We start from the raw sequence: 23,500 nt of genomic DNA, 5'->3' as shown, positions 1-23,500 counted from the left end.
TCCGCCCAACCGATATACTCACTCACAACCTTCCGCCGTGTTTTGAGGAACTGCTTTTGAGTCTCGCCACCGAAGACCTCTCGACCTTTCAAGGTCTTATCTTTGCTCTGCAACGCTATTGGGCGGAGCTGGGCTGCGTCGTCGTGCAACCGTATGACATGGAAGTCGGCGCGGGCACTTTTCATCCCGCCACCTTTCTCCGCGCCATTGGCCCCGAACCTTGGCGCAGCGCCTACGTCCAACCCTCACGGCGACCGACCGACGGGCGCTACGGCGACAATCCCAATCGGCTCCAGCATTACTACCAATTCCAAGTGATGCTCAAACCCTCGCCGCCCGATATTCAAGAACTCTATCTCAACTCGCTGCGCCAGCTCGGGCTTGATCCGCTGGTGCATGACATCCGCTTTGTCGAAGACAACTGGGAATCGCCGACGCTCGGCGCGTGGGGCTTGGGCTGGGAAGTCTGGCTCAACGGCATGGAAGTGACGCAGTTCACCTATTTCCAACAAGTCGGCGGGCTGGATTGTCGCCCCGTCACCGGCGAAATCACCTACGGCCTCGAACGCATCGCCATGTATTTGCAAGCGGTTGAAAGCGTTTATGATTTGGTGTGGAGCCGCTCACCCGCTGGCATCGTCACTTACGGCGACGTGTTCCATCAAAATGAAGTCGAGCAATCCACCTACAACTTTGAATACGCCGACACCGCCGCGCTGCTGAGTTGGTTTGACACCTGCGAGCGCCTGAGCACCGCATTGGTGGAGCGCAATCTGCCGCTGCCGGCGTATGAACAAGTGCTGCGGGCATCGCATACCTTCAATTTATTGGACGCTCGCGGCGCGATTTCCGTCACCGAGCGCCAGCGCTTCATTTTGCGCGTGCGCACCTTATCCCGCGCCGTTGCGCAATCCTATTTCGCCCGCCGCGAGGCACTTGGTTTTCCGCTACTGGCGGCAGCGCAGGAGATAACTGCTTGAATACCTTGGCTGATCTGCTGATTGAAATCGGCACCGAAGAATTGCCACCGCTGGCGCTGCCGACGTTGTCACAGGCATTTGCCGACGGGCTGCGCCAGCAATTGAAAACGCACGGCATCGCGCACGGCGATTTAGAACAATTTGCTGCGCCACGCCGATTGGCGCTGTTGATTCGCGCCGTCGCCACGCACCAGCCGGAGCAAATCACCACCCGACGCGGCCCAGCAGTTGCCGCTGCGTTCACTGCCGACGGACAACCGACGCCAGCCGCGCTCGGCTTTGCGCGGTCGTGTGGGGTGGAATTCGCCGACTTGCAGCGCGAGGAAACGGAGAAAGGCGCGTGGTTGAGCTTTTGCAGCCAGCGCCCCGGCTTGGCGACGGCGCAGCTCGTGCCGGCGATGACCGAGGCGGCGCTCGCCGGTTTGCCGATTCCCAAACGGATGCGCTGGGGCGCAGGTGAAGCGGAATTTGTGCGCCCGGTGCAGTGGATTTGCCTGCTGCTCGGCGACGCACCAATTGCGGGCACGGTGTTGGGCATCGCCGCTGGCGCGAGCACTCGCGGTCATCGCTTTCATCATCCCGAACCGATTCCGCTCACAACTGCCGCCGATTACGCCGAGGCGCTGCGCGACGGCGGTTTTGTGGAACCGTCATTTGATCGTCGCCGCGAGCTGATTCGGGAGCAGGTGACAGAAGTTGCAGCGGCGGCTGGCTTGCAGGCGCGGATTGATGCCGAATTATTGGAGGAAGTGACGGCGCTGGTGGAATGGCCGCAGGCGTTGCTGTGTCGTTTCGATGCCAGTTATTTGGAGATTCCGCCGGAAGTGCTGATTGAGACGATGCAGCGCAATCAGAAATACTTCCCGCTGGATGACGCTGCTGGGCAGTTGCAAGCCAGTTTTGTCGCCGTCACCAATTTGGTCAGCCGCGATCCGGCGCAGATTCAAGCGGGCAACGAGCGGGTGATTCGGCCGCGTTTTGCGGATGCTGAATTTTTCTGGACGAAGGATTTAACGCAGCCGTTGAGCGCGTTTGCCGAGCGGTTAGAAACCGTCGTTTTTCAAGACAAACTCGGCACGATTGCCGCCAAAAGTCGCCGCGTGGCGCAGTTGGGGCAAACACTGGCGCTGCATTTCGCACTTGACCGGCGTTGATTGCCCGCGCTGCGCAGTTGAGCAAATGCGATTTGGTCACGGCGATGGTGTACGAATTCCCAAGTTTACAAGGCGTTATGGGGCGTTATTACGCCGAGCGTTCCGGTGAAGCGCCGGAGGTGTGCGCGGCGCTGGCGGAGCAGTATCAACCGAAATTTGCGGCGATGCGCTGCCGGCGAGCAATTGCGGCAAGGTGCTGGCGCTCGCCGAGCGGATTGACACGCTGTCGGCATTTTCGGGATCGGGCAACGTCCGACCGGCACCCGCGATCCGTATGCGCTGCGCCGGCGTCGATTGCCGTACTCAGGTTATTGATTGAAAACGGAATTGATCTTGATCTGCGCGAGGTGTTGCGCACGGCTGCGCTGGTTTTGACGCAGGCGTTCTCGCTGCCGACACGGTGGAACGGTGCTGGCGTATGTGTTGGAGCGGCTTGATGGCTATTACAGCGAGCGCGGGGTTGCGAATGACACGGTGGCGGCGGTGCTCAGTTGCGGCGTGACCAATCCGTGCGATTTGGATCGGCGCATCGCAGCGGTGACGGCATTTCGAGCGTTGCCAGCGGCGGAAGCGTTGCGGCAGCGAATAAACGCATCCGCAATATCTTGAGTAAAACCAACGCGATAGATGCGCAGCCAGTCGATCCGGCGTTGCTCACCGATCCGGCGGAAATGCGGCTGGCGGCGCGGTTGCCGAATTGAATGCGGCAATTCAACCGCTGGCGGCGCAGCGCGATTATCTCGGCGTATTGACGGCGGTGGCAGATTGCGCCCCGAAGTGATGCGTTTTTCACGGAAGTGATGGTGATGGCTGAAGATGCGGCAATTCGCGCCAATCGGCTGCGCTTATTGCATTCATTGGCTGAATTGTGTTCACAAGTGGCTGATTTATCGCGGTTGCAATAACGATGTCACTGCGTTCTGAACGGGTTATTATTTTGGATCGTGATGGAGTCATCAATGAAGATTCCGATGACTACATCAAATCACTAGCGGAATGGAAACCGCTGCCGCGCAGTATTGATGCCATTGTGAGGTTATCTCACGCAGGTTATCGCATCGCTATTGCGAGTAATCAATCGGGAATTGGGCGCAATTTATTTCCATTAGGTGAATTAAATGCCATGCACCAATTGTTGCGAGAATTAGTGGTTGCGCAGGGCGGTCGAATTGAAATGATTGCGTTTTGTCCGCACACACCAAACGAGCATTGTGATTGCCGTAAACCGAATACTGGCTTATTAAAAGAAATCGCTAATCGCATGAATATCAGCCTTGTCGGTGTTCCGTTGATTGGCGATTCAGTCAGTGACATCATTGCGGCGCGTCGTGTTGGCGCAACGCCTTGGCTGGTAATGACCGGCAAAGGAAAACGTACCTTAGCGCAGCTTCGCGCACAGGATGAAATCTTTGATGATCTTTTAGTCTGTAGTGATTTGTGTGCGGCAGTCAGTGTATTATTAAACCGAGAAAATTAAGCCATGCTTTTATTGCGTTCATTGCTTTATCAAATCGTTTTTCTGAGTTCAACCTTCCTATTTTCCTGCGCGATTGTGATCGCAGCAGGTACAAATCGGAAATCACCTGCTGCATCGCGGTTAGCGAATACGTGGGGGCGCTTTAATCTGCGGGCGCTGCGCATCATTTGCCAGCTTGACTATCGCATTCAAGGATTGGAAAACTTACCAAAAACCAATGTAATTGTATTGGCAAAACACCAATCCACTTGGGAAACAGTGGCAATACGCGCATTATTGCCGTCAGAACAAAGTTGGGTGCTCAAACAAGAATTGATGGGAGTGCCATTTTTTGGATGGGCAATGCGCCAACTACAACCAATTGCGATTGATCGCCGCGCCGGACGACGAGCAGTCATGCAAGTTATTCACGATGGACAACAACGTTTAGACGCTGGGCGCTGGGTCATTGTATTTCCAGAAGGAACACGAGTTGCACCGAATACGCGGCGTCCTTACGCGATTGGCGGCGCATTATTAGCAGAACGCAGCGGTTATCCAGTGCTGCCAATGGCACACAATGCAGGTTATTTTTGGGGTCGCCGCAGCTTTATTAAACGACCGGGGACAATTGATTTAGTCATTGGTCAATTGGTTGATAGCAAAGGACGTAAAGCTGCGGAATTAAACGCTGAAGTTGAAGAATGGATTGAAACGACAGTGGCGGGACTGCCTAGGGCGTAAAACATCTCTATGAATTTCATTCTCGGGTAGTGGTTTCATCAATAGGGCGAAATATTAGTTCCTTTTAACTCAAGGATAAAAATCTATACAGCCCTATTAATAGAACCACTAGCCTACTACCGTCAACAGTTACGAGCCCAGCACCAGCACTGCATCCATTTCCACTGCCGCGCCGCGAGGAAGTGCCGCTACGCCAATCACCGCTCGTGCTGGATAAGGTGCGGTGAAGTAGTTGAGCATCTCCTGATTAACCAGCGGAAAGTGACTCAAATCCGTTAGAAAAACATTGAGTTTCACTACATCAGCCAGCGAACCGCCAGCGGCATGAGCGACTGCTTGCAGATTCTCAAACACCTGCCGAATCTGCGCCGTCATATCACCGTCAATCAATTCCATCGTGGTCGGCGCGAGCGGAATCTGCCCAGAGAGATAAACCGTTGTGCCAGCCTGAATTGCTTGCGAATAGATGCCAATGGCTTGCGGTGCTAGATCGCTGTGAATTGGTTGTCCAACTGTATCTGTTTTATTCACATTCACTTCCAATCAGTCTTGTTTGTTTACAGGTATGAATAGTTGATACTTTTTTCTTGAATATTACTCAGTATGCTCAATAAAAAATATCGGAGTACTTCATAATTTTTCATCAACTTCTGCCGTCCTTTTGCCTTTGCCAAAAGGAGTGAGTTAGGATGTGCTGCAAACTTTTTACTTTGTTCCAGCGGTAGTGCCACGATCAATAGAACAAAATTAAAGGCAGTGGTTTCATTAATAGGGTTGTACAGATTTTTATCCTTTAAAATGATTAAGAAATTTCGCCCTATTGATGAGACCACTGCCAAATAAGTAAAGTTTACAACTCTATCCTACTGATTATGACTAACTGTTACGAGTCCCCTTTAAAAAAGGGGACTCGGGAAATTTTAAGCAGGTTGTGGTTGGTGCGACAAGCAGTTTTTCGGACACACCCGCGAGCACGCCTGACAGCCAATACAATCTAATAAATCCTTCAAATTCATCACCATACCCGGCGCTTCATCATCGAAATCATCGTCATCTTCGATGTCATCAAGATCGAGATCATCGCGGTCGATCAGCTCGAACACATCACGCGGACACACTTTGTAGCAACGCCCACAGCCGATGCAGTTGTTTTGATTGATTTTTGTAACAAATGCAGGCGTCCATTCTTTTCCGCCTCGCGTGACACCTGTAACTATCGACATGCCTGATCTCCAACGTTTAATAGCATGATTTAATTGTCTATTTCAGCAGCCTTGAGTTTGGCGCTGACCTCCGCCCAAGCGCGACAGGCATCATAAGTCGCCTGCGCAATGACGGGGATTTCCTCATAAGCCGCCGGCAGACGCTCCTCCACCAAATCATGCAACGCGCTGGCGCGTTCGTTGGCGATTCGTTTCGCTTTACTCACTGCTTTTTCAAGTGCTTGGCGTTCTTCTGGAGTCATCTGCGCTGCGTCTCATTTAAAGTCCAGCAACCTTGGAATAGTTGCCAATCAATTCCAATGCGACCGATAAAATTTTATCGCCCTCGTCTTTCATCTTAGAAATGCTAGGAAAACCAAAGCGATGCACGTCGCGCAAAGTGCGATCCATCACCACTAATTTCCCAACCGTAATCAATACCCGACCAAAACCTTCATGCGTAAGATTAACCAATGGCACGGCAGTTAAACCACATTCTGCTTCAATCATTGCCGATAGTGCATTATAAAAAACGCGAATACGCGCCATGACCAATTCATCGGGATCGCCAATAATTGGAATGTCCCGTTTCTTCTCCGGAGTCAGAATGAACGGCTCTAAAATTTCCACTGTAGAGAGCTTGTCATAACTGCCGTAAGAATCAATCGCACGCATTTGGCGCACCATTTCAACTACGAATTGAGAATTCAAAAGTCCATCAGTGTCTACAGTTTGCGCATCACTCATCGTTGAATACCTTGGTGATTAAAAAGTTATCAGTCATTCAAGCGTTGTTTATTCACACCAGCCTTCTTCTTCCATCGCATCAAATCGTTTATCACGATCTGGTTGCTGTTGGTGTTCAATGGCGCGAGCCAGCCAAGCACTTAGCCCATCACGCAATTCGAGTTGTAAAGCACGAATTGTTTGCTGCAACGATGTTCCCGCAGGAACTTTAATGGGTTGAATTCCTTTGGGGCGTAATTGATTCACTGCGGAGGCGCCAATTGCTTGACAATACACTGCAACACAACCGGTTAGTGCCTCAATCTTGACCGCTAATTTATTTTCATTCCCATCTTGATCCAGTTGCCCGAATTGCACTACTTCAAGCAAATTGAATTGCTCGGCATCAATTTGATAAATTGCCAAGCATTCAGCAGTCCCAAAATGCTGATCAATATGTTTGCGATCCGTTGTTGCAAATGCAACTTTAATCATGGTGGTCATGCGTGTTTTCTCATTACGATCACAATTCACAAACTTGAGTCGTCGTGCTACGGTCATTTTTTCGCTCCGAATGAATTACGCAGCGTGTGGAATTGCCGCCTCACTTTCAGCAACAGACCCTTGTTTTAGCCGCGAACGATACGGATGAATTTCACCTTTTTCTAACGTCAATACGATATTGGCTAAATCGAATAAGGTTGCGCGAGTGCCGGAATAACCGATCCAAGTGCGTTGAAAACCGCCGACTAAATCGTATTGCGGAAATCCTGCACGCAATAGCGGAATACCCAGCCGTTTTCCAGTATGAACGCCATGTGAATTGGTAATTAATACTTCAGCATGATGGGCGCGAGCGGATAATTCCAAATCTTCCAAATCACCAATTTGTATCTGTTTGCAAGCAGCAGTGTTCAATGCAGGTGAATTGATTGGACTCACTGCTGCCACCGTTTCCGCACCAACGCCAGCCAGCATTTGCGTTAAACCAATTAATAAATCGGGATCAGCCGCAATTGCAAAGCGCGTCATGCCCAGCATGAAATGTGAATCCAACATGGCATCCTGAAGTTGAGCGCGTTGGCGTTCAATTTTCGCTGGCACGGGTACGGCAGCCAATTCAGTTAAGGTTAAAACCAGCGCATCAACTGCGGCTAAACCCATTAAATGCGCAAAACGATAATCGGGAACACCAGTGCGCTCATGTAATAGATCAGCGGCGATGTTCATTGAATTGCCAATCACAATAGTTGCCAGTGCATCACCGAGCGTTGCCAATTCATCCACCAATGCGCCGCCAATAGATAGCGGACTGTAATCAGCTTCGGGCAAATGACCATCAAGTGAATCGGATAAATCGGGTAAAACAACCGGACGCAAGCCGAATAATTCAATTAAATCTTTAAGATGTTCAAGATCGCCGGGTGTGAGGAACGATCCCGCTAACACATTGATTTGACGGCGACGACGACCGGGCGCGTTCCTGCTTCTGCTGCTGTTGGCACCAACGTTTCAATAATGGCGCTCACCGCCTTGGCAAAGCCGGTTTCCAGCGAACCGGTGAAATCTGGTGCGACCACTGGCACGACCGGAATCGCGCTAAATTGCGGATATGTTTGACGAAATACGCGCACCGCCATGTGAATATCTGCGCCCTGCGCTTCCACTAAACCGGTCGTTGGTACGCCAATCAGCGCCGGATGGTGCTTTTCAGACAGGGTTTTCAGTCCTTCAACAACCTGCGCTTCACTGCCCATGACCGCGCTGATTTGATCGACCGCCGTCGTTTGCAGCGGGATCGGTTCGCGGAAATGCCGCACAAACAATATCTTACCGAAGGCACTACAGCCTTGTGCGCCGTGCAACATCGGAATGGCGCGATTAAAACCGAGAAACGCCAGCGCCGCGCCAACGCTCGAACTGGCTTTTAATGGACTGACGGATAAGGCTTTTTTTCGTTTAGGATTTCAGGGAATACGGTCAATTCACCCCTTTGCAAAAGGGGGCTAGGGGGATTTCACTGCGCTCCAAATCGGGCTTTCAATGGTCACACACAGTTGTTTTGCCAGCTCTTCCATTCCGGCATAACCGGCATAAGCGAATTCGCGTTCTTGATTGATGTCCAAAAACGGAATCCGCGCTTTTAATGCGGTGTATAAATTGCGCCCGCCAGCAATTAAACATCAACGCCCTGCGCATTCACCATATCAATTAAATTGCGTGGATTGCCTTCATCGAGCATGACCGCGTCTTCGCCCATCAATTCACGAATACGCGCTTTATCGTCTTCAGTTGATTTGCGTGTGCCCGTTGCGACCACAGTCATTCCTAAATCTTGCAATGCTGAAATGACTGACCACGATTTGACACCGCCGGTATACAACAATACTTTTCGCCCCTGTAATCGCTGCCGCCACGGAGCCAGCGCCGCATTAGCACACGCTTCTTCACGGGCAATCACTGCTTCGACGCGAGCAGTTAAATCAGGATCAGCGATGATACGAGCGAAATCGCGCAGCGCCTGCGACACGTCACGAACACCATAAAAACTGCCTTCAAACCAAGGAGTTCCATAGGCATCTTCCAATTTGCGAGCGACGTTTACCAGTGCTCTGGAGCACACCATCATATTGACTTCCGAGCGGTGCATGGTTTGCACCTCACGGAAACGACCGTCGCCGGATAATGTGCACAATACGCGCAATCCGAGTTCATCGAATAGCGGCAACACGCGCCACAATTCACCGGCAATGTTGTATTCACCAATTAAACAAATATCGTGAATTTTGAAATCATCGCGTTCAATTCCGGCTGGCAATTCATCCGGTTCTCGTGTGCCGCAGACGTATTTCACCATTGCTTCACCAGCAATGCGACTGCCGAGATTTTTTGCGCCATAAAATCCGGCAGCATCTATTGGAACAACCGGAGTTCCCCAGCGCATTTGTGCATCTTTACAGACTGCTTCAAGATCATCGCCAGTTAATGCCGGAACGCAGGTGTTATACACAAATACAGCAGCAGGTTGATAACTATCAATTGCCTGTTTAATCGAATGAAAGAGCCGCTTTTCACTGCGTCCCATAATGATGTCTTGCTCAGTTAAATCGGTGGTCATGCCGATTTTATAGAGCGTCGAACCAGTGGAGCGTGTGCCTCGGTTGTCCCACGAATTGCCCGCGCAGGCGATGGAGCCGTGCACGATGTGGCGACATCGCCAATCGGCAGCATGGCGATTTGAGCGCCGTCAAAAGTGCAACCGCCAGCGGTCGCGCCGGGTTTGGATTTAGCGCAGCCGGATTTGGCTTTTTGATTGTGGGCGCAGGCTGGTTCGTCGAGCAGCGCGGCGATGTCTTTCTGCTTCATCGAAAAACTCTTAAATCGCGTTAAACAGCATTGCGATTGATAAAGCAGATTTCATGCCGAATTTTGAGTGTTGTTTTACTTAGGAAAAATTGCAGCGGAGCTTGTGCGTTTTCCAACAAAATGCCGCAGTCGCCGCGTTTAATCGCACAGCGCCACCGCCGCTGCCACGTCCACTGCGACCAGCCGCGACACGCCCGGCTCGTGCATGGTGACACCGAGCAGATGGTCGGCGCTTTCCATCGTGACCTTGTTGTGACTGATAAAAATAAACTGCACCTGATGTGCAAGCGATTGTATCAACTCACAAAAACGCACCACGTTGGCATCATCTAACGGCGCGTCCACTTCATCGAGCAGACAAAACGGCGCGGGATTCAACTGGAAAATCGCAAACACCAGCGCCACCGCAGTCAACGCTTTTCGCCTCCCGACAGCAGATGAATCGTCGCATTGCGTTTGCCCGGTGGTCGCGCCATCACCCGCACTCCAGCCTCCAGCACATCTGATTCAGTCAGTTCCAAATACGCCAAACCGCCACCGAACAATTTAGGGAAAAGCTGTTGAAATTCCTGATTGACCCGCTCAAAGGTCTCTTTGAAACGGCTGCGTGTTTCTCGATCAATTTTGCGGATCGCTTGCTCCAACGCCTCCAATGCGCCAGTAATATCAGCATGTTGCGCGTCTAAATACGCTTTGCGCGTGGCAAGTTCTTTGAATTCATCAATTGCCGCGAGATTGATCGCGCCCAGCCGCTGCATTCGCGCCCGCACTCGCGCCAACGCCTCGCGCCAGCGCGTTTCGTCATCTGCCTCAGCATCCGCACTATCAACGGTCGTTGGATCCAATGCCGCCAACACTGCGACAGCCGTTGCGCCCAATGCGGTCAGTTGTTCCTCCAGCGTTTGCGCTCGCACCAATCGTTCCTGCTGCGCCAGCCGCAAGGTTTCCAACTGCTGCTGATTCAACACCACTGCCTGCGCCAGCCGCTGCCGTTCTTGCTCCAACGCCCGCACTGCGGCATCCAATTCATCGCGGTGTTGACAAGCCGCAGCCAGCGATTGCGCCAATGTCACCTGTGATTGCCGCTGCTGTTCCAGCAATTCGCGCTGCGCGGCGAGCGGCTCCAGATCATGTGCCAGCGCCAATTCCAACGCAGCGCAGCGTTCACGATGTTGCGCCTGCTGTTCCTCGGCGCGACGCACACTGAGCATTGTGGCGAGCTGCGCAGCGCGATTGGCTTCAATTTGCACCCGCAACGTTTGACTGTGCTCGCGGCATTGCTGCTCATGCGCCCGCGCCTGAGCCAGCTCCTCGCGCCGTTGATCGCGCTCCGCCAGCAAGGCAGCGCGGCGCTCGGCGAGCGTGTCTACCACATCCAATAGGTCATACAACTGCTCGCGGCTCTCCTCTATTTCAGCGCGAACCTCCGCGATTTGCTGCTCCAGTTCTGCCCAGTCAGTCGCCAGCACTTGCAACCGTTCCTGCTGATGCGTGTACCGAATTGACAAACTGCTCAGTTGCGCCCGCCGCTGCGCCAGCTCCTGCGCCAGTACGATGCGCTGTTGTTCCATCGCCACTCGCGCTTGATCTGCCGCAGCGCGACCCCGCCGCAATTCAGCGATTTCGGTATTTAACGCGGTTTCCCATTTCATGCCGTCGGCGATCATTTGCCGCAGCGTTTCAATGGCTTCCACCCGCTCCAACGCGCCGCGCCCAATCGCAGCGACGGGTGTCGCCAACCAATTGCGTCCTACTTGCACTCCATCACGGGTGATGAAGCGTTCCCCGTCTGCCAATTGCGAGCGGCGTTGCAGTGCCTCGGTCAGATTGTTCGCAACGCGCACCGCTCCCAACAATTGCTCCAGCGGCCAATTGCTCTGCATCTGTGCAATCAAGGCATCAGCAACAGGTGCAGATGCAACCTCGCTGGCGCTGGTGTCAATCAGCACCAGACCCGGCGGCAAGTCCGCATTCAACTTGCCGTATCGCGCCAAATCGGTGACGGCGACCGCCCGCAGCGCCTCGCCGAGCGCCGTTTCCGCTGCCAGCGCCCAATTTTCATTCACCTGCAAGTGATGAATTAACAGCGGTGCTTTTGTCAGTCCATGCAGCGCCAGCCAATCGTTGCGTTCACGGTCTTGTGCCGCCAGCGCTGCATCCTGTAACGCCGTGAGTGCGGCCAAGCGCCCTTTCGATTCCTGTAATCCGCTGCGTAAATGGTCAAGGGATTGCAGTTGTTGCTGCAACGCGGCGTCGTGCTGCGCCAAATCATCGCAATGCCGTTGATACGCCAGTTCTAGCGCATCCCGCTGGGCGTCTTCATCGGCCGTTTCGGTGCGCAATTCTGCCAGTTGCGCACTGATATCTTCGGCTTGCAGGCGGGTTCGTTCAGTGGCAAGTCGTTGTAAACGCTCTTGATCGCGCACCAGCCGTTGTTCCAACGCAGTCAGTTGAGTCCGTTCGGATTGCGCTTGCGCAGCGGGCTGCGCGGCACGGCGATCAAAGGTTTCCCAATCGTTATCCCAAGCGCGGAGTTGCACCTCGGCGCTGGTGACAACAGCGACTGCTTCCTGCACCTGCTGCTCGGCGTGTTGCCACGCTGCTTCATCTTTCACCAGCGCGGCGGCGAGTTCAGTCGCACGGGTTTCCTCGTGGTGCAAATGCGCCGCAGTGTCGTCAAGCGTTTGTTGAAGCTGGATAAATTCTTTTTCCTGCCGCTGGCGCAGGTCGCCAGCAAAAGCGATGGCCTGTTCAAGCTGCGCGATCTCGGCGTTACGGGCGTGAACCTGCGTGTGCACCGCATTGGCAGCGACAATGGCGAGCTGCTGCGCCTCGCGCTGGGCGATGAGATCAGTTTCCAGCCGTTGCTGATCGGCAAGCGCGATGTCCGCAACGGTGTGCGCGGCGACAAGCTGGCGCTCGTGCTGCTGAATATCCTCATCAATGACGCGCCAGCGCAGCGCAGTTAATTCCAATTCCAGCCGCGTTTCATCTTGACGCAATTGGGTATATTTCTCGGCGTGACTGGCTTGGCGTTCAAGATGTTGTAATTGCTTGCTCACTTCATCGCGCACATCGTCGAGTCGCGCCAAATTATCGCGGGTGTGACTGAGATGCTGTTCCGTTTCGCGCCGCCGCTCTTTGAATTTAGAAATTCCCGCTGCTTCTTCCACAAACAGCCGCAATTCCTCCGGTCGCGCTTCGATGATGCGAGCAATCATGCCCTGCTCGATGATCGCGTAAGAACGCGGCCCCAAGCCCGTGCCGAGGAATAAATCCTGAATATCGCGCCGCCGACACCGCACCCCGTTGAGGAAATAACCCGCCTGTCCATCTCGCGCTACTTCGCGTTTCACGGCGATCTGCGTAATCGTGGCATAGGCTCCGCCAGCACGCCCGTCACTGTTATCAAATACTAATTCGACGCTGGCGCTCGCCAGCGGTTTGCGGGTGCTGCTGCCGTTGAAAATGACATCACTCATCGCGTCGCCGCGCAGCATTCGGGCGGAACTTTCGCCCATCACCCAGCGCACTGCGTCGATCAAATTGGATTTGCCGCAGCCGTTCGGACCGACCACGCCGCAGAGATTGCTGGGAAAGTGGACGGTGGTCGGATCGACGAACGATTTGAAGCCGACTAAGCGGATTTTTTCGAGGCGCATAAAAATTACCTGAATAGGAGTGACGCGGTTGAAACAAAGTTTTCAGTTGTCAGTTTTCAGGTGGCAGCAAGAAACCGTTGTCGGCGAAATGCACGAGAAAATACCGATCTGATTAGAATGATGCAGCATTTTTCGAGGACTTGATTTCGATGGCACAAGCGACCCGCTACGGACAAATGACATTTAGCGATCATGTGGAACAGGCACTGCGCGAAGGGGCGCTGTGGGCATGTTTGTGTGTGGCGGTGTATTTGGCGTTATCACTGATGAGTTATTCCGCTGATGATCCATGTTGGTCTCATGTGGGCGAGACGCAATTTGTCACCAATGCAGGCGGCCCGGCTGGCGCATGGTTTGCCGATGTCGCGTTTTATCTACTGGGATTCTTTGCTTATTTATTGCCATTCATGCTGGCGTGGAGCGCGTGGACGGTCTTTCGTGGACACGGCGAAGAACCAGCATTGCGGGTGTGGTTAATGGTGCTGCGTTGGATCGGTTTTGTCGTGATTTTAGCGGCAGGCTGCGGTTATTTATCACTACATGTCAGCACTTTCGGCTTGCGCTTGCCCAATGGCGCAGGCGGCGGCTTGGGAATGCTGGTGAGTACGCGAATGCTCGCGTCATTCAATGCGCCGGGAACAGATGTGTTACTCACCGGAGCGTTGGCGGTGAGCATCATTGTTTTTTCAGGAATTTCGCTGCTGCATCTGCTCGATAAATTTGGTGATTTGGTGTTGCGCTGGGTGAATTCAGCGTTATCCATATTCAGCGGTAAGCGCCAACCAGCCGCTGCTGCGCCAGCCGCAGCTCCCGACTCCGCTGCGCCAGCTCCACCAACCGCAGCGCCAGCATCTGCGCCGGTCAACCAGTGGTTGAAGTGCCGATTGCCGCAGGATTGCCGCAAACTTTGAAACTGCTCAATCCGTCCGAACCGGCATTTGATGACGCTGGCAAACCTTGTCCGGTTTCCGCACCAGCCAATGCGCCAACTCCATCTGCCGCAGCGGACACCGCGCAAAAAAAAACCCCAACCACTGCTGCGTCTTCATCTGCTGCGCCGGAGGTCGAATCGCTCCCTGTGGCGCCACGCTCGGCCCGCCCGTCGCTGGAGCTATTAACTGCCCCGACTCTGGTCAACGTGGAGCATTCGGCGGAGGAAATTGAGGAATTATCCTGCGCAGTGGAAACGCATTTAGCAGCGCTCGGTCTGGTGGTGCGGGTGGTAGCGGTGTATCCGGGACCGGTCGTCACGCTATTTGAGCTGCAACTGCCGCCGAGCGTAAGAGCCAATAAACTCAATCGTTTATTACCAGATTTGGTGCAGGCACTGGCCATTGCCAACGTGCGACTGGTGGACATGACACCTAATAACGCACTGATTGGCATTGAAATTCCGAATCAGCAGCGCCAGCACATTCATTTGCGCGAGCTGCTCGACACGCAGGAATATCAAAAAGCGACCGCACCGCTGACCATCGCGCTCGGCAGCAATATCTCTGGACTGCCGGTCGTCGTTGATTTGGCGCGACTGCCGAACATTTTGCTGGTGGGCATGATCGGCGCTGGCAAGTCCGTTGCGCTTAACGCCATGATGTTAAGTCTGTTATTTAAATCCAGTCCGAAAAGTGTGCGCTGCTGTTGCTGGATGACGGGTTGCCGCATTTTGCCGCGTATGCCGAATTGCCACATCTGCTCGCGCCGGTGATTACCGATCCGCAGCAGGCAGCGCGAGCATTGCGCTGGTGCGTCGATGAAATGGAGCGGCGGTATCGGCTGATGATTAAATTGGGTGTGCGCAATATCAGCGGTTATAACCAGCACCTTGCAGAAGCGCGAGCGGCTGGCGCGATGATTCTTGATCCCACTGTGCCGAGCAGCGATGCGCCACCGTTGCAGCGGCTGCCGTACATCGTCGTGGTGATTGCGGAAGTCGTTGATTTAATAGAAGCAACTGCGCAAACCGCCGCAGTGCTGGCGCATCTCGCGCAAAAAGCACGTGCCGCCGGAATTCATTTCATTTTGGCAACGGCACAACCCGCCAGCACTGCGTTAACCGATGAATTAAAAGCGAATTTGCCGACGCGCATCGCGTTACAGTTGGCGTCGCGCACCGATTCACGGCTCATCATCGAACAGGGCGGCGCAGAACATCTGCTCGGATTGGGCGATATGCTGTATCTCCCGCAGACCAGCAATGTGCCGCAACGGGTGCACGGTGCGCTGGTGACTGAGGACGAAGTCATCCGCGTGGTGGATTTTCTGCAACAACAGCTCGGCAGTTGGCAAGATCAAGAACCGCTCGCATTGTCATTGCTGCGAGCGGCAGCGGAAAAACGTGAGGATGAGCTTGATCCGCTGTTTGACGATGCCGTGGTGTATGTACGCACTGCGGGACGCGCTTCGCAGCCGAGTTTGCAACGGCAATTCAAAATCAGTTATCAGCGGGCAATACGCATAATTTCCACAATGGAACAACGCGGAATTATTGGTCCAGCAGACAATAATGCTCGCCATCGCGTATTAACGCCTTCATCTATTCAGGATCATCCATGAGCTTGCAGTATTTATCGTTTTTATCCTTGATTCAGCGCGTGGCGTATTGCGGAATACTGCTGGGCGGAATGTCAATTGCCAATGCCGCCGATACCAATCGTGTTGATGCGTATCTGGCAAATTTGAATACCTTAACGGCGGAATTTGAACAATACACGTTTAATGCCGATCACACGCAAATGTTAGAAGCGCATGGCACGTTATATTTGCAACGTCCGGGGCGTTTCCGCTGGGAATATGATAGCCCAACACAACAGGTAATCGTTGCAGATGGCAAGCGTGTTTATTTACATGACATTGATTTGCAGCAGGTTTCACATCAAAACCAAGATGAGGCGCTGCGCGGCACTCCAGCATTGTTATTGGCAAATCGAGAACCCATTGCCACGCATTTTACGATTAACACCATTGCAAGTACTGATGGACGGGATTGGGTGGAATTGACACCAAAAGATCAGGATACCGATGTCGTCAAAATTCAATTGGGATTTGGTCAAGACACGCTGGATAGTTTAATTATGCAAGACAGCTTTGGTCAGGAAACGCGCTTGAATTTTAGTCAGGCGCAGCGCAATACGACATTAAAACCGGAATTATTCAAAATTGAACAAAATGAAATGGATGATTTCCTGCAAATGGATTAACGCTATTGGCAACAGATGAATTGCACCATGAAACTTTTTCATCAAATGCCACACTAAAGTGATGTATTGATCTATGCCGTTGCGTTAGCGCCAGCGGAAATAATTGTCACTTTATCTAGGAAAATCAACGTAATGTCTCATTTTTCAAATCACCGTGGTTCCGCTGTGCCGAGCAAACGCCTCAGCCGACTGTGGCATCTCGGGCGGGCAACCGGCGATCTTGCAGCGGGAATCGGCGTAAAAGGGTTGCTGGAAATCGCCCGCAGTCGCGGCAGTGCGCAGCCTGCGCGGGTACAGATTTCGCCAGAACACACGCGCCGGTTCACTGATCGGCTGGCGCGGATGCGCGGCGCGGCGATGAAAATGGGACAACTGATGTCGATGGATGGAACTGACATGTTGACGCCGGAAGCGGCCGAAATTCTCAGTGCGCTGCGCGATCGCGCCGAGCCGATGCCGTTGAGCCAACTGTCCAAAGTGTTGGAGCGCGAATACGGCGCGGATTGGAATAAACGCTTCAAACGCTTTGATTTTACACCAATTGCTGCTGCGTCGATTGGTCAGGTGCATCGCGCCGAAACCCGCGACGGTCGTCATTTGGCATTGAAAATTCAGTTTCCCGGCGTGCGCGAAAGTATTGACAGCGACATTGATAACCTCATGTTTTTTGGGAAAACATTGGGCATGACGCCGCAGGGCATCGACATTACGCCTTATATGGATGAAGCGCGGCGACAATTGCACCGCGAAGCCGATTACGCTGCCGAGGCTGATGCAATGGATGCGTATCGGGCACAAGTCGGTAATGATCCTGATTTTTTCATTCCCGCTATTCACCGCGATTTATCGACACCGAGCATTTTGGCAATGGATTTTGCTGAAGGTGTGCCGGTAGATCGGCTGGCAAATCCGAATTATCGCCGCGCTGAACGTGATCGCGCTGCAACCTTGTTAATGCGCTTAACATTGCGCGAATTGTTTGAATTTGCTTTGGTGCAAACTGATCCCAATTTCAGCAATTATTTATATGACGCAGCGAATGGGCGCATTGTGTTATTGGATTTTGGCGCAACGCAGCGCGTCGAACCGCATTTAGTGGCGCAATATCGGCATTTATTTCGTGCATCAATTCAAGATGATCGCGCCGGAATGCGCTCGGCAGCAGTGGCGCTTGGTTATATGGGCGCACATGATCCACATGAACATGTAGAAGCAATGATTGATATGCTGTGTTTATCGGCAGAACCATTGCGCCAGCCCGGTCATTATGATTTCGGTGCATCTGATTTATTTGAACGGGTTTTTTTACGCGGACGCGAGTTATTACATTCAGGCGTATTCACCAGCGTTCCTGCTGCGGAAACGATGTTTTTACATCGCAAATTTATGGGTTCGGCGATGTTATCGCGGCGGCTGCGGGCGCGAGTGGATTTAATGACGATGGCGCAAGCCTGTTTAGCTATTTGAATGAACAACGCTGGTTTTTTGAAACACGCATTATTGGAGAACGCAAAATGGCAAACGAAGGTTATCACGAACCGATTGAAGAATTATCTACTGCTACCCGCGATATGCACCGCGCCATCGTTTCATTGATGGAAGAATTGGAAGCGGTGGATTGGTATAATCAGCGCGTGGATGCGTGCCAAGACGAGGAATTGAAAGCCATTCTCGCGCACAACCGCGATGAAGAAAAAGAACATGCGGCAATGCTGCTGGAGTGGATTCGGCGCAATGATCCGCGTTTTAACAAAGAACTCAAAGATTATTTATTTACTGATAAGGACATCACGCACCATTAAGTTGTGCGAATAAAGATTGATATTCAGCGCACACCATTAACCGCAAAATGATTTAATTTTGCGGTTTCTTTTTGATTAAAAGAGTCGCTCTTATGGACACTGCAACGCTAACGATTTTGTTTGATAATTACGCGGGATTGCCCGAACTGCAAACGTTGTGGGGATTCGCGGCGCTGATTCGTACTCCGGTGAACACAATTTTGTTTGATACCGGCAGCAATGGGCGCGTGTTATTAAAAAATATGCAGGCGCTGGGCATTGAGCCAATTGAAATAGATACGATATTTTTATCGCACAACCATTGGGATCACATCGGCGGTGTGGATTCGATTTTAGAACTTAATTCCAATGTGACGCTGGTGCTTCACGAGGGTTTTTCTAAACATTTGATTAACGATTTGCGTGGGCTGTGCCATACTTTAATTATCGTTGGTAATGAACCTTATGAGTTGGCACACGGCATTTATTCCACGGGAATTCTCGCTGCTGATCCGCCAGAACAAGCGTTGATCTTAGAGATTGGCGCATCGCTGGCAATTATCGGTGGCTGTTCGCATCCGGGCATTGCGCAATTAGTGGAACAGAGTCAAGCCTTTGTGAATAAGCCAGTGCGCTGGGCTATTGGCGGGTTTCATTTAATGTATTCTCATGACGCAGAAATTACTGCCGCAATTGCGCAATTACAGGCGCTGGGTGTATCAGAAGTCGCAGCGACGCATTGCACTGGCGATGCAGCGCGTATTGCGTTTCGTGCGGCATACGGCGCAGGATTTATTGAGGGTGGCGTGGGGCGAACCATTGAATTGTGTTGAATTAAGATTTGGCGCGTCAGCGCATACATATTAAAACAGGTTAATTGATGCGCAAAATGCAGATGTCTATTCGGTATCGGTGCGCGGCGATCTGGACGCTGGTGCTGCTGCTTGTGTTGGCGCTGGGCGCAGGTCTGGTGTTGCCGTGGATAACGCAAATTGCTGAGTTGGATCAACGCATTGCGACTAGCAGCGAGCAATTGATGCGTTATCAGCGTTTGGTGCAGACGCTGCCGGCGATCAAGGCGGAATTGGCGCAGGCGCAAAATCACGAGGCCGTTGAGGCGTTTTATTTCAAAGCACCGACTGCGGCGCTGATCGGGGCGCAGTTGCAGACGCAGGTGCAGGAAATCGTTGCGGCGGCGGAGGGGCGTTTAATCAGTACGCAATTGTTGCCGGAAGATAAGAACCAAACGCCGCCGCAAGTGCGGGTGCGTACCCAAATTCAGGGCACAATGAACACGTTGCGCGAAGTGTTGGAGCGGCTGGCGCAGGCGCAGCCGCTGTTATTTGTGGAACAGCTTTCAGTGCGTTCCAGTGCGCGAGCAGAACCAGTGCGGCCAGTTGGTCGCGCACCGCGTCAGGGCATGATGCCGCCGACCAATCCGGCAGGAGAGTTGACGTTGCAGTTGGATATTTTGGGTTTTGTGCTGGCGGGTAAACGGTCGTGATGCGCGGGACGCTGGCGCTGGTGATTGCGGGTTTTACGGCAATGCTGGGCTGGCAATGGCAATCTTGGCCACCGCCGCTGATCACGCCCAATGTTGCAACTGGCGCAGAAGTGAATCTGCCTGTGCCAAATGAACCGCTGCCGTTGCAGATGTCACCGCAGCCAGATCACGAACAGTATGCTGAGTTGCTGGAGCGCCCACTGTTTCGTCCCGACCGTAAACCTGAACCACCGCCTGATGCGCCAGCCGAACCTTCGGCAGCGCCAGAAATGAATGCTGATTTGAATACGTTAGATTTGACGGCGGTGATGCTGACGCCCAGCCTGATTTCCGCGTGGGTGCGCGATCCGGCACAGCCAACGTTGCGGCGGTTGCGGCTGGGCGATGAAGTGCACGGCTGGACGGTGCAGAAAATTTCGGAAGATCAAGTGATTCTGGTACGCGCCGACGAGGAACATTCGCTGACGCTGCGCGATTACAGTCAATCACCACCGCCACCTGCTGCGCCCGCACCGCCGAAAACGGCACATCGACCGCCAGCTCCTTCTTCTGTTCCGACGCGGCGTCAATTGCCGCGTCCGCCGTCGCCACCTCCAGCGCCGGGTCGCTAAATTATTGAAAATAGGATTGTGCTGCGTGATGTCACTGATGATGGTTGCTCGTGCTGGCGCGAATTGTCGCCACCTGAAAATGCTGATGCTGTTAAGCGTGTTGCTGGCGCTGACGGGCTGTGAACGCGGATTGTGGGACCCAACCGTGCGTGTGACGGGCAAAGGTCCGCAAGGGCATTTAATCGGTGCGGCGCAGGATCAAAAACGTGATGCGTTCAAAGATCGCGGCGGACTGGGTGCCGAAACCATTGCGCTGGGGCGCGACGATGCAGCGAAAACCACGGCAACGCTCCAAAAAGGCAGCGGCACTTTTTTGCGCAAAGTCACGCCGCCGCGAGTCGATACCACGCCGGGCGATGTGACACTGAATTTTGATGGGACGGATATTCGGGAAGTGGTCAAGGTCGTGCTCGGCGATTTGCTCAAAGTGAATTACACGCTGCATCCGGGCGTGCAGGGCACGGTGTCATTGCAAACCGGTCGTCCGCTGCGCCGTGAGCATCTGTTATCGACGTTGGAAACGCTGCTGCGCATGAATAACGCGGCGTTGATTGCCCAATCTGGTGACAGCTATGACGTGGTTCCCGTGACCAACGCGCTGCAAGGGAAGGTCGTCTCGCAACTCGGCGATTCCTCGCGCTCGCTGCCGTCGGGTTACAGCATTCAAATCGTGCCGTTGCGCTACATCGGCGCGGAGGAAATGAGCAGCATTTTGCAGCCGCTCGCGCCGGAAGGCAGCATGATTCGTGTTGATCCGCTGCGCAATTTGCTGGTAATCGCTGGCACCAGCCCGGAAATGGGCAATGTGCTGGAGACGATTCGCGTGTTCGATGTCGATTGGATGTCCGGGCTGTCGGTCGGCTTTTTCGTGCTGGAGTTTGCGAAAGCCAATGATGTGGTGACGCAGTTGCAGGCGCTGTTAACCGATGAAGGCGGAACCAGTCCGCTGAAAGGATTATTTCGTTTTGTGCCGGTGGAAAGTGCCAACGCGCTGCTCGTGGTCTCGCCGCAGGAGCGTTACATCGAACAAATGAAAAATTGGATTGAACGTCTGGATTTGGCGGAAGCCAGCGGCGATGCGTCAGAACGGCTGTTTGTGTATCGCGTGAAACACGGCGACGCTGAGGCGTTGGCGGGAATTTTGTCAGAATTGTTCGGCAACGCTGATGATCGTGAACAAAATAAAACCGCTGGCAGCGTTGCGCCCAACTTGCAGCGTTCCAGCATCAGTTCCAAAAAGAAAACCGACGGCAGCACGGCGGAGACCGAGAGCAAAAGCTCTTCTGCCGAGCGCCCAGCCGCTGCTTCATCGCGGGAAATTGAGATGTCGTCCAGCGTGAGCATCGTCGCCGATGAGGTGAATAATTCGCTGCTGGTGCGCTCCAATCCGCGTGATTTCAAAAAGATTCTGGATGCACTGAAACAGCTCGACATCGTGCCGCTGCAAGTGTTGGTGGAAGCGACGATTGTGGAAATCACGCTGGCGGGCAATCTGCAATACGGTGTGCAGTGGGAATTGTTCGGCACTGCGGCGAAAGGTCAGAGCAACATTTCGCTGGATGGCAATCTGCTCGACGGCGAAAAGCAGGGCATCAATATGTCGTTTCCGGGCTTCAACTGGACGGTGTTATCCAGTCCGACGGCGATCAAAGCGACATTGAGCGCATTAGCCGGGGAAAATCTGGTGAACGTGCTGTCATCGCCGTCGATCATGGTGATGGATAATCAAACCGCTACGATTCAAGTTGGGCAGGAAGTGCCAGTGGCGACGACGCAGCAGCAGGGCACAACAACCGACACCACGCGCTTGATTAACAGCATCGAATATAAAAAGACTGGCGTGATGCTCAAGGTTAAACCTCGCGTCACGCCGGGCGGTTTGGTGCAAATGGAGATTGAGCAGGAAGTCAGCACGGTCGCCAAAACCGACAGCTCTTCGTTGGATTCGCCGACCTTTCAAACCCGCAATATCACCAGCGTCGTTGCAGTGCGGTCGAATCAGGCGGTGGTGCTCGGCGGCTTAATTCAGGATCAGCAGAGCGACGGCAAGCAGGGAATTCCGGGGTTGTATCAACTGCCAGTGATTGGCGCGTTGTTTGGCGAGCGTTCCAAGGGCGCGAATCGCACCGAATTGGTGGTTGTGCTCACGCCCAAAGTGATGTCAACCGATCAAGACATTGATGCAGTGACCGAGGATTTTCGCGCCAAGGTGCGCGGGCTGAAAACCAAGTTTTAATCCGAGAGCGGCAGCGACCAGTAAAACGCTACTTGCAGCGCCGCGTTCGCCGGAAGACGAACATCACGGCTTTGTGTCCGACCCGCTTTATCAACGGATAAACGGTATTGACCGGGCACGAGCTTGGCGTAAAACCACGGTCCTTTGGACACCGCCGTCAGCAACGTTGTCCCCGTCATGTCGGCAATCCGCACGCGAATATCCGCCAAATAAGCGCCTGAACCCTGCTCGGCAAACAGCAGATGCAGGTTGTAATTGGCTTTCATCTGCAACATTTCCTCGCGCTCCGAAGTACCAATTCCGCCACTGAGATAAGGCACACCTTTGGCTGCGTCAGCATCATCGCCCACCGCATCGACGGCATCATCGCTGGCGCTGGGTTGCTCGTCCGCAGGCGCAGCTGCGGGTTCCAGTTCTGCCGATTCAGTCGGTACGGTTAACGCAGGCACGGCGTGTGATTTCAGCTCCACTTTGGGCAGCACCATCGGGCGCTGTGGCGTGGTAGATAACGTTGGTTCCGACACGGGCGCAGGTTTGAATTCCGGCGGAATTGCGGCTGCTTCGGGCGCGTCATTCACTTCGGCAGCAACCTCGGCAGCAACATCTTCATCGGCTGGCGCTTCATCGGAAATCGGCGTGGATAACGGCAAAATCGTTCCCGCTGGCAACACGGTTCCCGCAGGCAAAAGCGTTCCCGCTGGCAAAATTATTCCACCCGGCAATGGCGTATCCACCGACAACACGACTTCTGCCGACAGCACCATTCCCGTGGTCGATTCATTTGCCGATTGCGCACTCACGGAATGCGTAAACGCCACAATAATCGGCAGTATGTAAATTGCTTTATTAAACATGAATAAATCTCGCTGAATAGAATGAAA

At 53.3% G+C, this 23,500-nt stretch carries 21 protein-coding genes and 4 pseudogenes; 16 read left to right on the top strand and 9 right to left on the bottom strand.

The features are described 5' to 3' along the window. The first annotated feature begins 56 nt into the window (after nt 1-56). From glyQ to CXB77_RS07140, 6 genes are all read left to right on the top strand, one after another. Nucleotides 57-980 (top strand): glycine--tRNA ligase subunit alpha, encoded by a 924-nt coding sequence (gene glyQ, locus CXB77_RS07155; RefSeq protein ID WP_105073349.1) that lies wholly within the window; start codon nt 57-59, stop codon nt 978-980. Continuing rightward, entirely contained in the window at nt 977-2,134 is a 1,158-nt protein-coding gene (gene glyS / locus CXB77_RS07150) for a glycine--tRNA ligase subunit beta (RefSeq protein ID WP_277949371.1), read from the top strand. The genes glyQ and glyS overlap by 4 nt, the downstream gene beginning before the upstream one ends. A gap of 17 nt (nt 2,135-2,151) precedes the next feature. Continuing rightward, nucleotides 2,152-2,571, top strand: coding sequence for a glycine--tRNA ligase subunit beta (locus CXB77_RS23010; RefSeq protein ID WP_277949370.1), 420 nt, complete (start codon nt 2,152-2,154; stop codon nt 2,569-2,571). Then, nucleotides 2,543-2,743 carry a hypothetical protein gene (locus CXB77_RS21485; protein WP_242445524.1) on the top strand — a complete coding sequence of 67 codons (201 nt, stop codon included), beginning with the start codon at nt 2,543-2,545 and terminating at the stop codon, nt 2,741-2,743. The genes CXB77_RS23010 and CXB77_RS21485 overlap by 29 nt, the downstream gene beginning before the upstream one ends. A 298-nt stretch (nt 2,744-3,041) precedes the next feature. After that, entirely contained in the window at nt 3,042-3,611 is a 570-nt protein-coding gene (gene gmhB / locus CXB77_RS07145) for a D-glycero-beta-D-manno-heptose 1,7-bisphosphate 7-phosphatase (RefSeq protein ID WP_105073348.1), read from the top strand. Nucleotides 3,612-3,614: 3 nt separating this feature from the next. Continuing rightward, nucleotides 3,615-4,334 (top strand): lysophospholipid acyltransferase family protein, encoded by a 720-nt coding sequence (locus CXB77_RS07140; protein WP_105073347.1) that lies wholly within the window; start codon nt 3,615-3,617, stop codon nt 4,332-4,334. 129 nt (nt 4,335-4,463) lie between these two features. Here the strand turns inward: CXB77_RS07140 and CXB77_RS07135 are convergent, their stop codons facing one another. The 8 genes and pseudogenes from CXB77_RS07135 to smc all read right to left on the bottom strand — a co-directional run bounded on the left by CXB77_RS07135 (nt 4,464) and on the right by smc (nt 13,290). Further along, nucleotides 4,464-4,865, bottom strand: a complete 402-nt coding sequence (locus CXB77_RS07135; RefSeq protein ID WP_105073493.1) for a RidA family protein — start codon at nt 4,863-4,865, stop codon at nt 4,464-4,466. 389 nt (nt 4,866-5,254) lie between these two features. Beyond that, nucleotides 5,255-5,557 (bottom strand): ferredoxin III, nif-specific, encoded by a 303-nt coding sequence (gene fdxB, locus CXB77_RS07125; protein WP_105073345.1) that lies wholly within the window; start codon nt 5,555-5,557, stop codon nt 5,255-5,257. A gap of 29 nt (nt 5,558-5,586) precedes the next feature. Continuing rightward, nucleotides 5,587-5,799 (bottom strand): CCE_0567 family metalloprotein, encoded by a 213-nt coding sequence (locus CXB77_RS07120; RefSeq protein WP_105073344.1) that lies wholly within the window; start codon nt 5,797-5,799, stop codon nt 5,587-5,589. Between the two features lie 16 nt (nt 5,800-5,815). Continuing rightward, nucleotides 5,816-6,283, bottom strand: a complete 468-nt coding sequence (locus tag CXB77_RS07115) for a NifX-associated nitrogen fixation protein (protein ID WP_105073343.1) — start codon at nt 6,281-6,283, stop codon at nt 5,816-5,818. A 48-nt stretch (nt 6,284-6,331) separates the two neighbouring features. Next, complete coding sequence (locus tag CXB77_RS07110) at nt 6,332-6,823, bottom strand: NifB/NifX family molybdenum-iron cluster-binding protein (RefSeq protein WP_105073342.1); 492 nt, start codon at nt 6,821-6,823, stop codon at nt 6,332-6,334. A gap of 18 nt (nt 6,824-6,841) precedes the next feature. Next, nucleotides 6,842-8,223, bottom strand: a pseudogene (gene nifN / locus CXB77_RS07105) (nitrogenase iron-molybdenum cofactor biosynthesis protein NifN); the annotation flags it as partial. A 45-nt stretch (nt 8,224-8,268) separates the two neighbouring features. Continuing rightward, nucleotides 8,269-9,628, bottom strand: a pseudogene (gene nifE / locus CXB77_RS07100) (nitrogenase iron-molybdenum cofactor biosynthesis protein NifE). A gap of 138 nt (nt 9,629-9,766) precedes the next feature. After that, nucleotides 9,767-13,290, bottom strand: a pseudogene (smc, locus tag CXB77_RS07095) (chromosome segregation protein SMC). Between the two features lie 149 nt (nt 13,291-13,439). On the opposite strand from smc, the gene CXB77_RS07090 reads away from it, so the two are divergent. The 10 genes and pseudogenes from CXB77_RS07090 to gspD all read left to right on the top strand — a co-directional run bounded on the left by CXB77_RS07090 (nt 13,440) and on the right by gspD (nt 22,619). After that, nucleotides 13,440-14,201, top strand: coding sequence for a DNA translocase FtsK 4TM domain-containing protein (locus tag CXB77_RS07090; protein ID WP_105073341.1), 762 nt, complete (start codon nt 13,440-13,442; stop codon nt 14,199-14,201). Then, nucleotides 14,159-15,270, top strand: a pseudogene (locus tag CXB77_RS07085) (DNA translocase FtsK); the annotation flags it as partial. The gene CXB77_RS07090 and the pseudogene CXB77_RS07085, both read left to right, overlap by 43 nt. 189 nt (nt 15,271-15,459) lie before the next feature. After that, nucleotides 15,460-15,843, top strand: a complete 384-nt coding sequence (locus CXB77_RS24540) for a DNA translocase FtsK (protein ID WP_431520712.1) — start codon at nt 15,460-15,462, stop codon at nt 15,841-15,843. Continuing rightward, on the top strand, nt 15,840-16,487 hold the full coding sequence (gene lolA, locus CXB77_RS07075; RefSeq protein WP_105073338.1) for an outer membrane lipoprotein chaperone LolA: 648 nt from the start codon (nt 15,840-15,842) through the stop codon (nt 16,485-16,487). The genes CXB77_RS24540 and lolA overlap by 4 nt, the downstream gene beginning before the upstream one ends. A gap of 132 nt (nt 16,488-16,619) precedes the next feature. Further along, on the top strand, nt 16,620-17,954 hold the full coding sequence (locus CXB77_RS07070; protein WP_105073337.1) for an ABC1 kinase family protein: 1,335 nt from the start codon (nt 16,620-16,622) through the stop codon (nt 17,952-17,954). A gap of 47 nt (nt 17,955-18,001) precedes the next feature. After that, a complete protein-coding gene (locus CXB77_RS07065) occupies nt 18,002-18,289 on the top strand; it encodes an encapsulin-associated ferritin-like protein (protein ID WP_105073492.1) in 288 nt (95 codons plus the stop codon). 92 nt (nt 18,290-18,381) lie between these two features. Beyond that, nucleotides 18,382-19,101 (top strand): MBL fold metallo-hydrolase, encoded by a 720-nt coding sequence (locus CXB77_RS07060; protein ID WP_105073336.1) that lies wholly within the window; start codon nt 18,382-18,384, stop codon nt 19,099-19,101. 62 nt (nt 19,102-19,163) lie between these two features. Next, nucleotides 19,164-19,772: a type II secretion system protein GspM gene (gene gspM / locus CXB77_RS07055; RefSeq protein WP_242445523.1), complete on the top strand. Its 609-nt coding sequence runs from the start codon at nt 19,164-19,166 to the stop codon at nt 19,770-19,772. Beyond that, nucleotides 19,772-20,383 (top strand): hypothetical protein, encoded by a 612-nt coding sequence (locus CXB77_RS07050; protein WP_105073334.1) that lies wholly within the window; start codon nt 19,772-19,774, stop codon nt 20,381-20,383. The genes gspM and CXB77_RS07050 overlap by 1 nt, the downstream gene beginning before the upstream one ends. A 28-nt stretch (nt 20,384-20,411) precedes the next feature. Further along, entirely contained in the window at nt 20,412-22,619 is a 2,208-nt protein-coding gene (gspD, locus tag CXB77_RS07045) for a type II secretion system secretin GspD (protein WP_105073333.1), read from the top strand. Here the strand turns inward: gspD and CXB77_RS07040 are convergent. Further along, nucleotides 22,616-23,473, bottom strand: a complete 858-nt coding sequence (locus tag CXB77_RS07040) for a hypothetical protein (RefSeq protein ID WP_105073332.1) — start codon at nt 23,471-23,473, stop codon at nt 22,616-22,618. The two genes, gspD and CXB77_RS07040, sit on opposite strands and share 4 nt — an antisense overlap. Nucleotides 23,474-23,500: the final 27 nt, after the last annotated feature.

The organism is Chromatium okenii (genome assembly GCF_002958735.1).
Classification (GTDB): domain Bacteria; phylum Pseudomonadota; class Gammaproteobacteria; order Chromatiales; family Chromatiaceae; genus Chromatium; species Chromatium okenii_A.
The sequence above is the reverse complement of the archived record's forward strand: the minus strand, read 5'-3'. Positions and strand labels throughout refer to the sequence as shown.

Excerpts from the sequence above, each read along its gene's own strand:
- CXB77_RS07070 (WP_105073337.1), top strand. The coding sequence starts at position 16,620 with ATGTCTCATTTTTCAAATCACCGTGGTTCCGCTGTGCCGAGCAAACGC.
- gspD (WP_105073333.1), top strand. The coding sequence starts at position 20,412 with ATGTCACTGATGATGGTTGCTCGTGCTGGCGCGAATTGTCGCCACCTG.
- fdxB (WP_105073345.1), bottom strand. The coding sequence starts at position 5,557 with ATGTCGATAGTTACAGGTGTCACGCGAGGCGGAAAAGAATGGACGCCT.
- CXB77_RS07040 (WP_105073332.1), bottom strand. The coding sequence starts at position 23,473 with ATGTTTAATAAAGCAATTTACATACTGCCGATTATTGTGGCGTTTACG.
- CXB77_RS07140 (WP_105073347.1), top strand. The coding sequence starts at position 3,615 with ATGCTTTTATTGCGTTCATTGCTTTATCAAATCGTTTTTCTGAGTTCA.
- CXB77_RS07120 (WP_105073344.1), bottom strand. The coding sequence starts at position 5,799 with ATGACTCCAGAAGAACGCCAAGCACTTGAAAAAGCAGTGAGTAAAGCG.
- lolA (WP_105073338.1), top strand. The coding sequence starts at position 15,840 with ATGAGCTTGCAGTATTTATCGTTTTTATCCTTGATTCAGCGCGTGGCG.
- CXB77_RS07110 (WP_105073342.1), bottom strand. The coding sequence starts at position 6,823 with ATGACCGTAGCACGACGACTCAAGTTTGTGAATTGTGATCGTAATGAG.
- gmhB (WP_105073348.1), top strand. The coding sequence starts at position 3,042 with ATGTCACTGCGTTCTGAACGGGTTATTATTTTGGATCGTGATGGAGTC.
- CXB77_RS07065 (WP_105073492.1), top strand. The coding sequence starts at position 18,002 with ATGGCAAACGAAGGTTATCACGAACCGATTGAAGAATTATCTACTGCT.
- CXB77_RS07050 (WP_105073334.1), top strand. The coding sequence starts at position 19,772 with ATGCGCGGGACGCTGGCGCTGGTGATTGCGGGTTTTACGGCAATGCTG.
- CXB77_RS07090 (WP_105073341.1), top strand. The coding sequence starts at position 13,440 with ATGGCACAAGCGACCCGCTACGGACAAATGACATTTAGCGATCATGTG.
- CXB77_RS07060 (WP_105073336.1), top strand. The coding sequence starts at position 18,382 with ATGGACACTGCAACGCTAACGATTTTGTTTGATAATTACGCGGGATTG.
- gspM (WP_242445523.1), top strand. The coding sequence starts at position 19,164 with ATGTCTATTCGGTATCGGTGCGCGGCGATCTGGACGCTGGTGCTGCTG.
- CXB77_RS24540 (WP_431520712.1), top strand. The coding sequence starts at position 15,460 with ATGCTGTATCTCCCGCAGACCAGCAATGTGCCGCAACGGGTGCACGGT.
- CXB77_RS07115 (WP_105073343.1), bottom strand. The coding sequence starts at position 6,283 with ATGAGTGATGCGCAAACTGTAGACACTGATGGACTTTTGAATTCTCAA.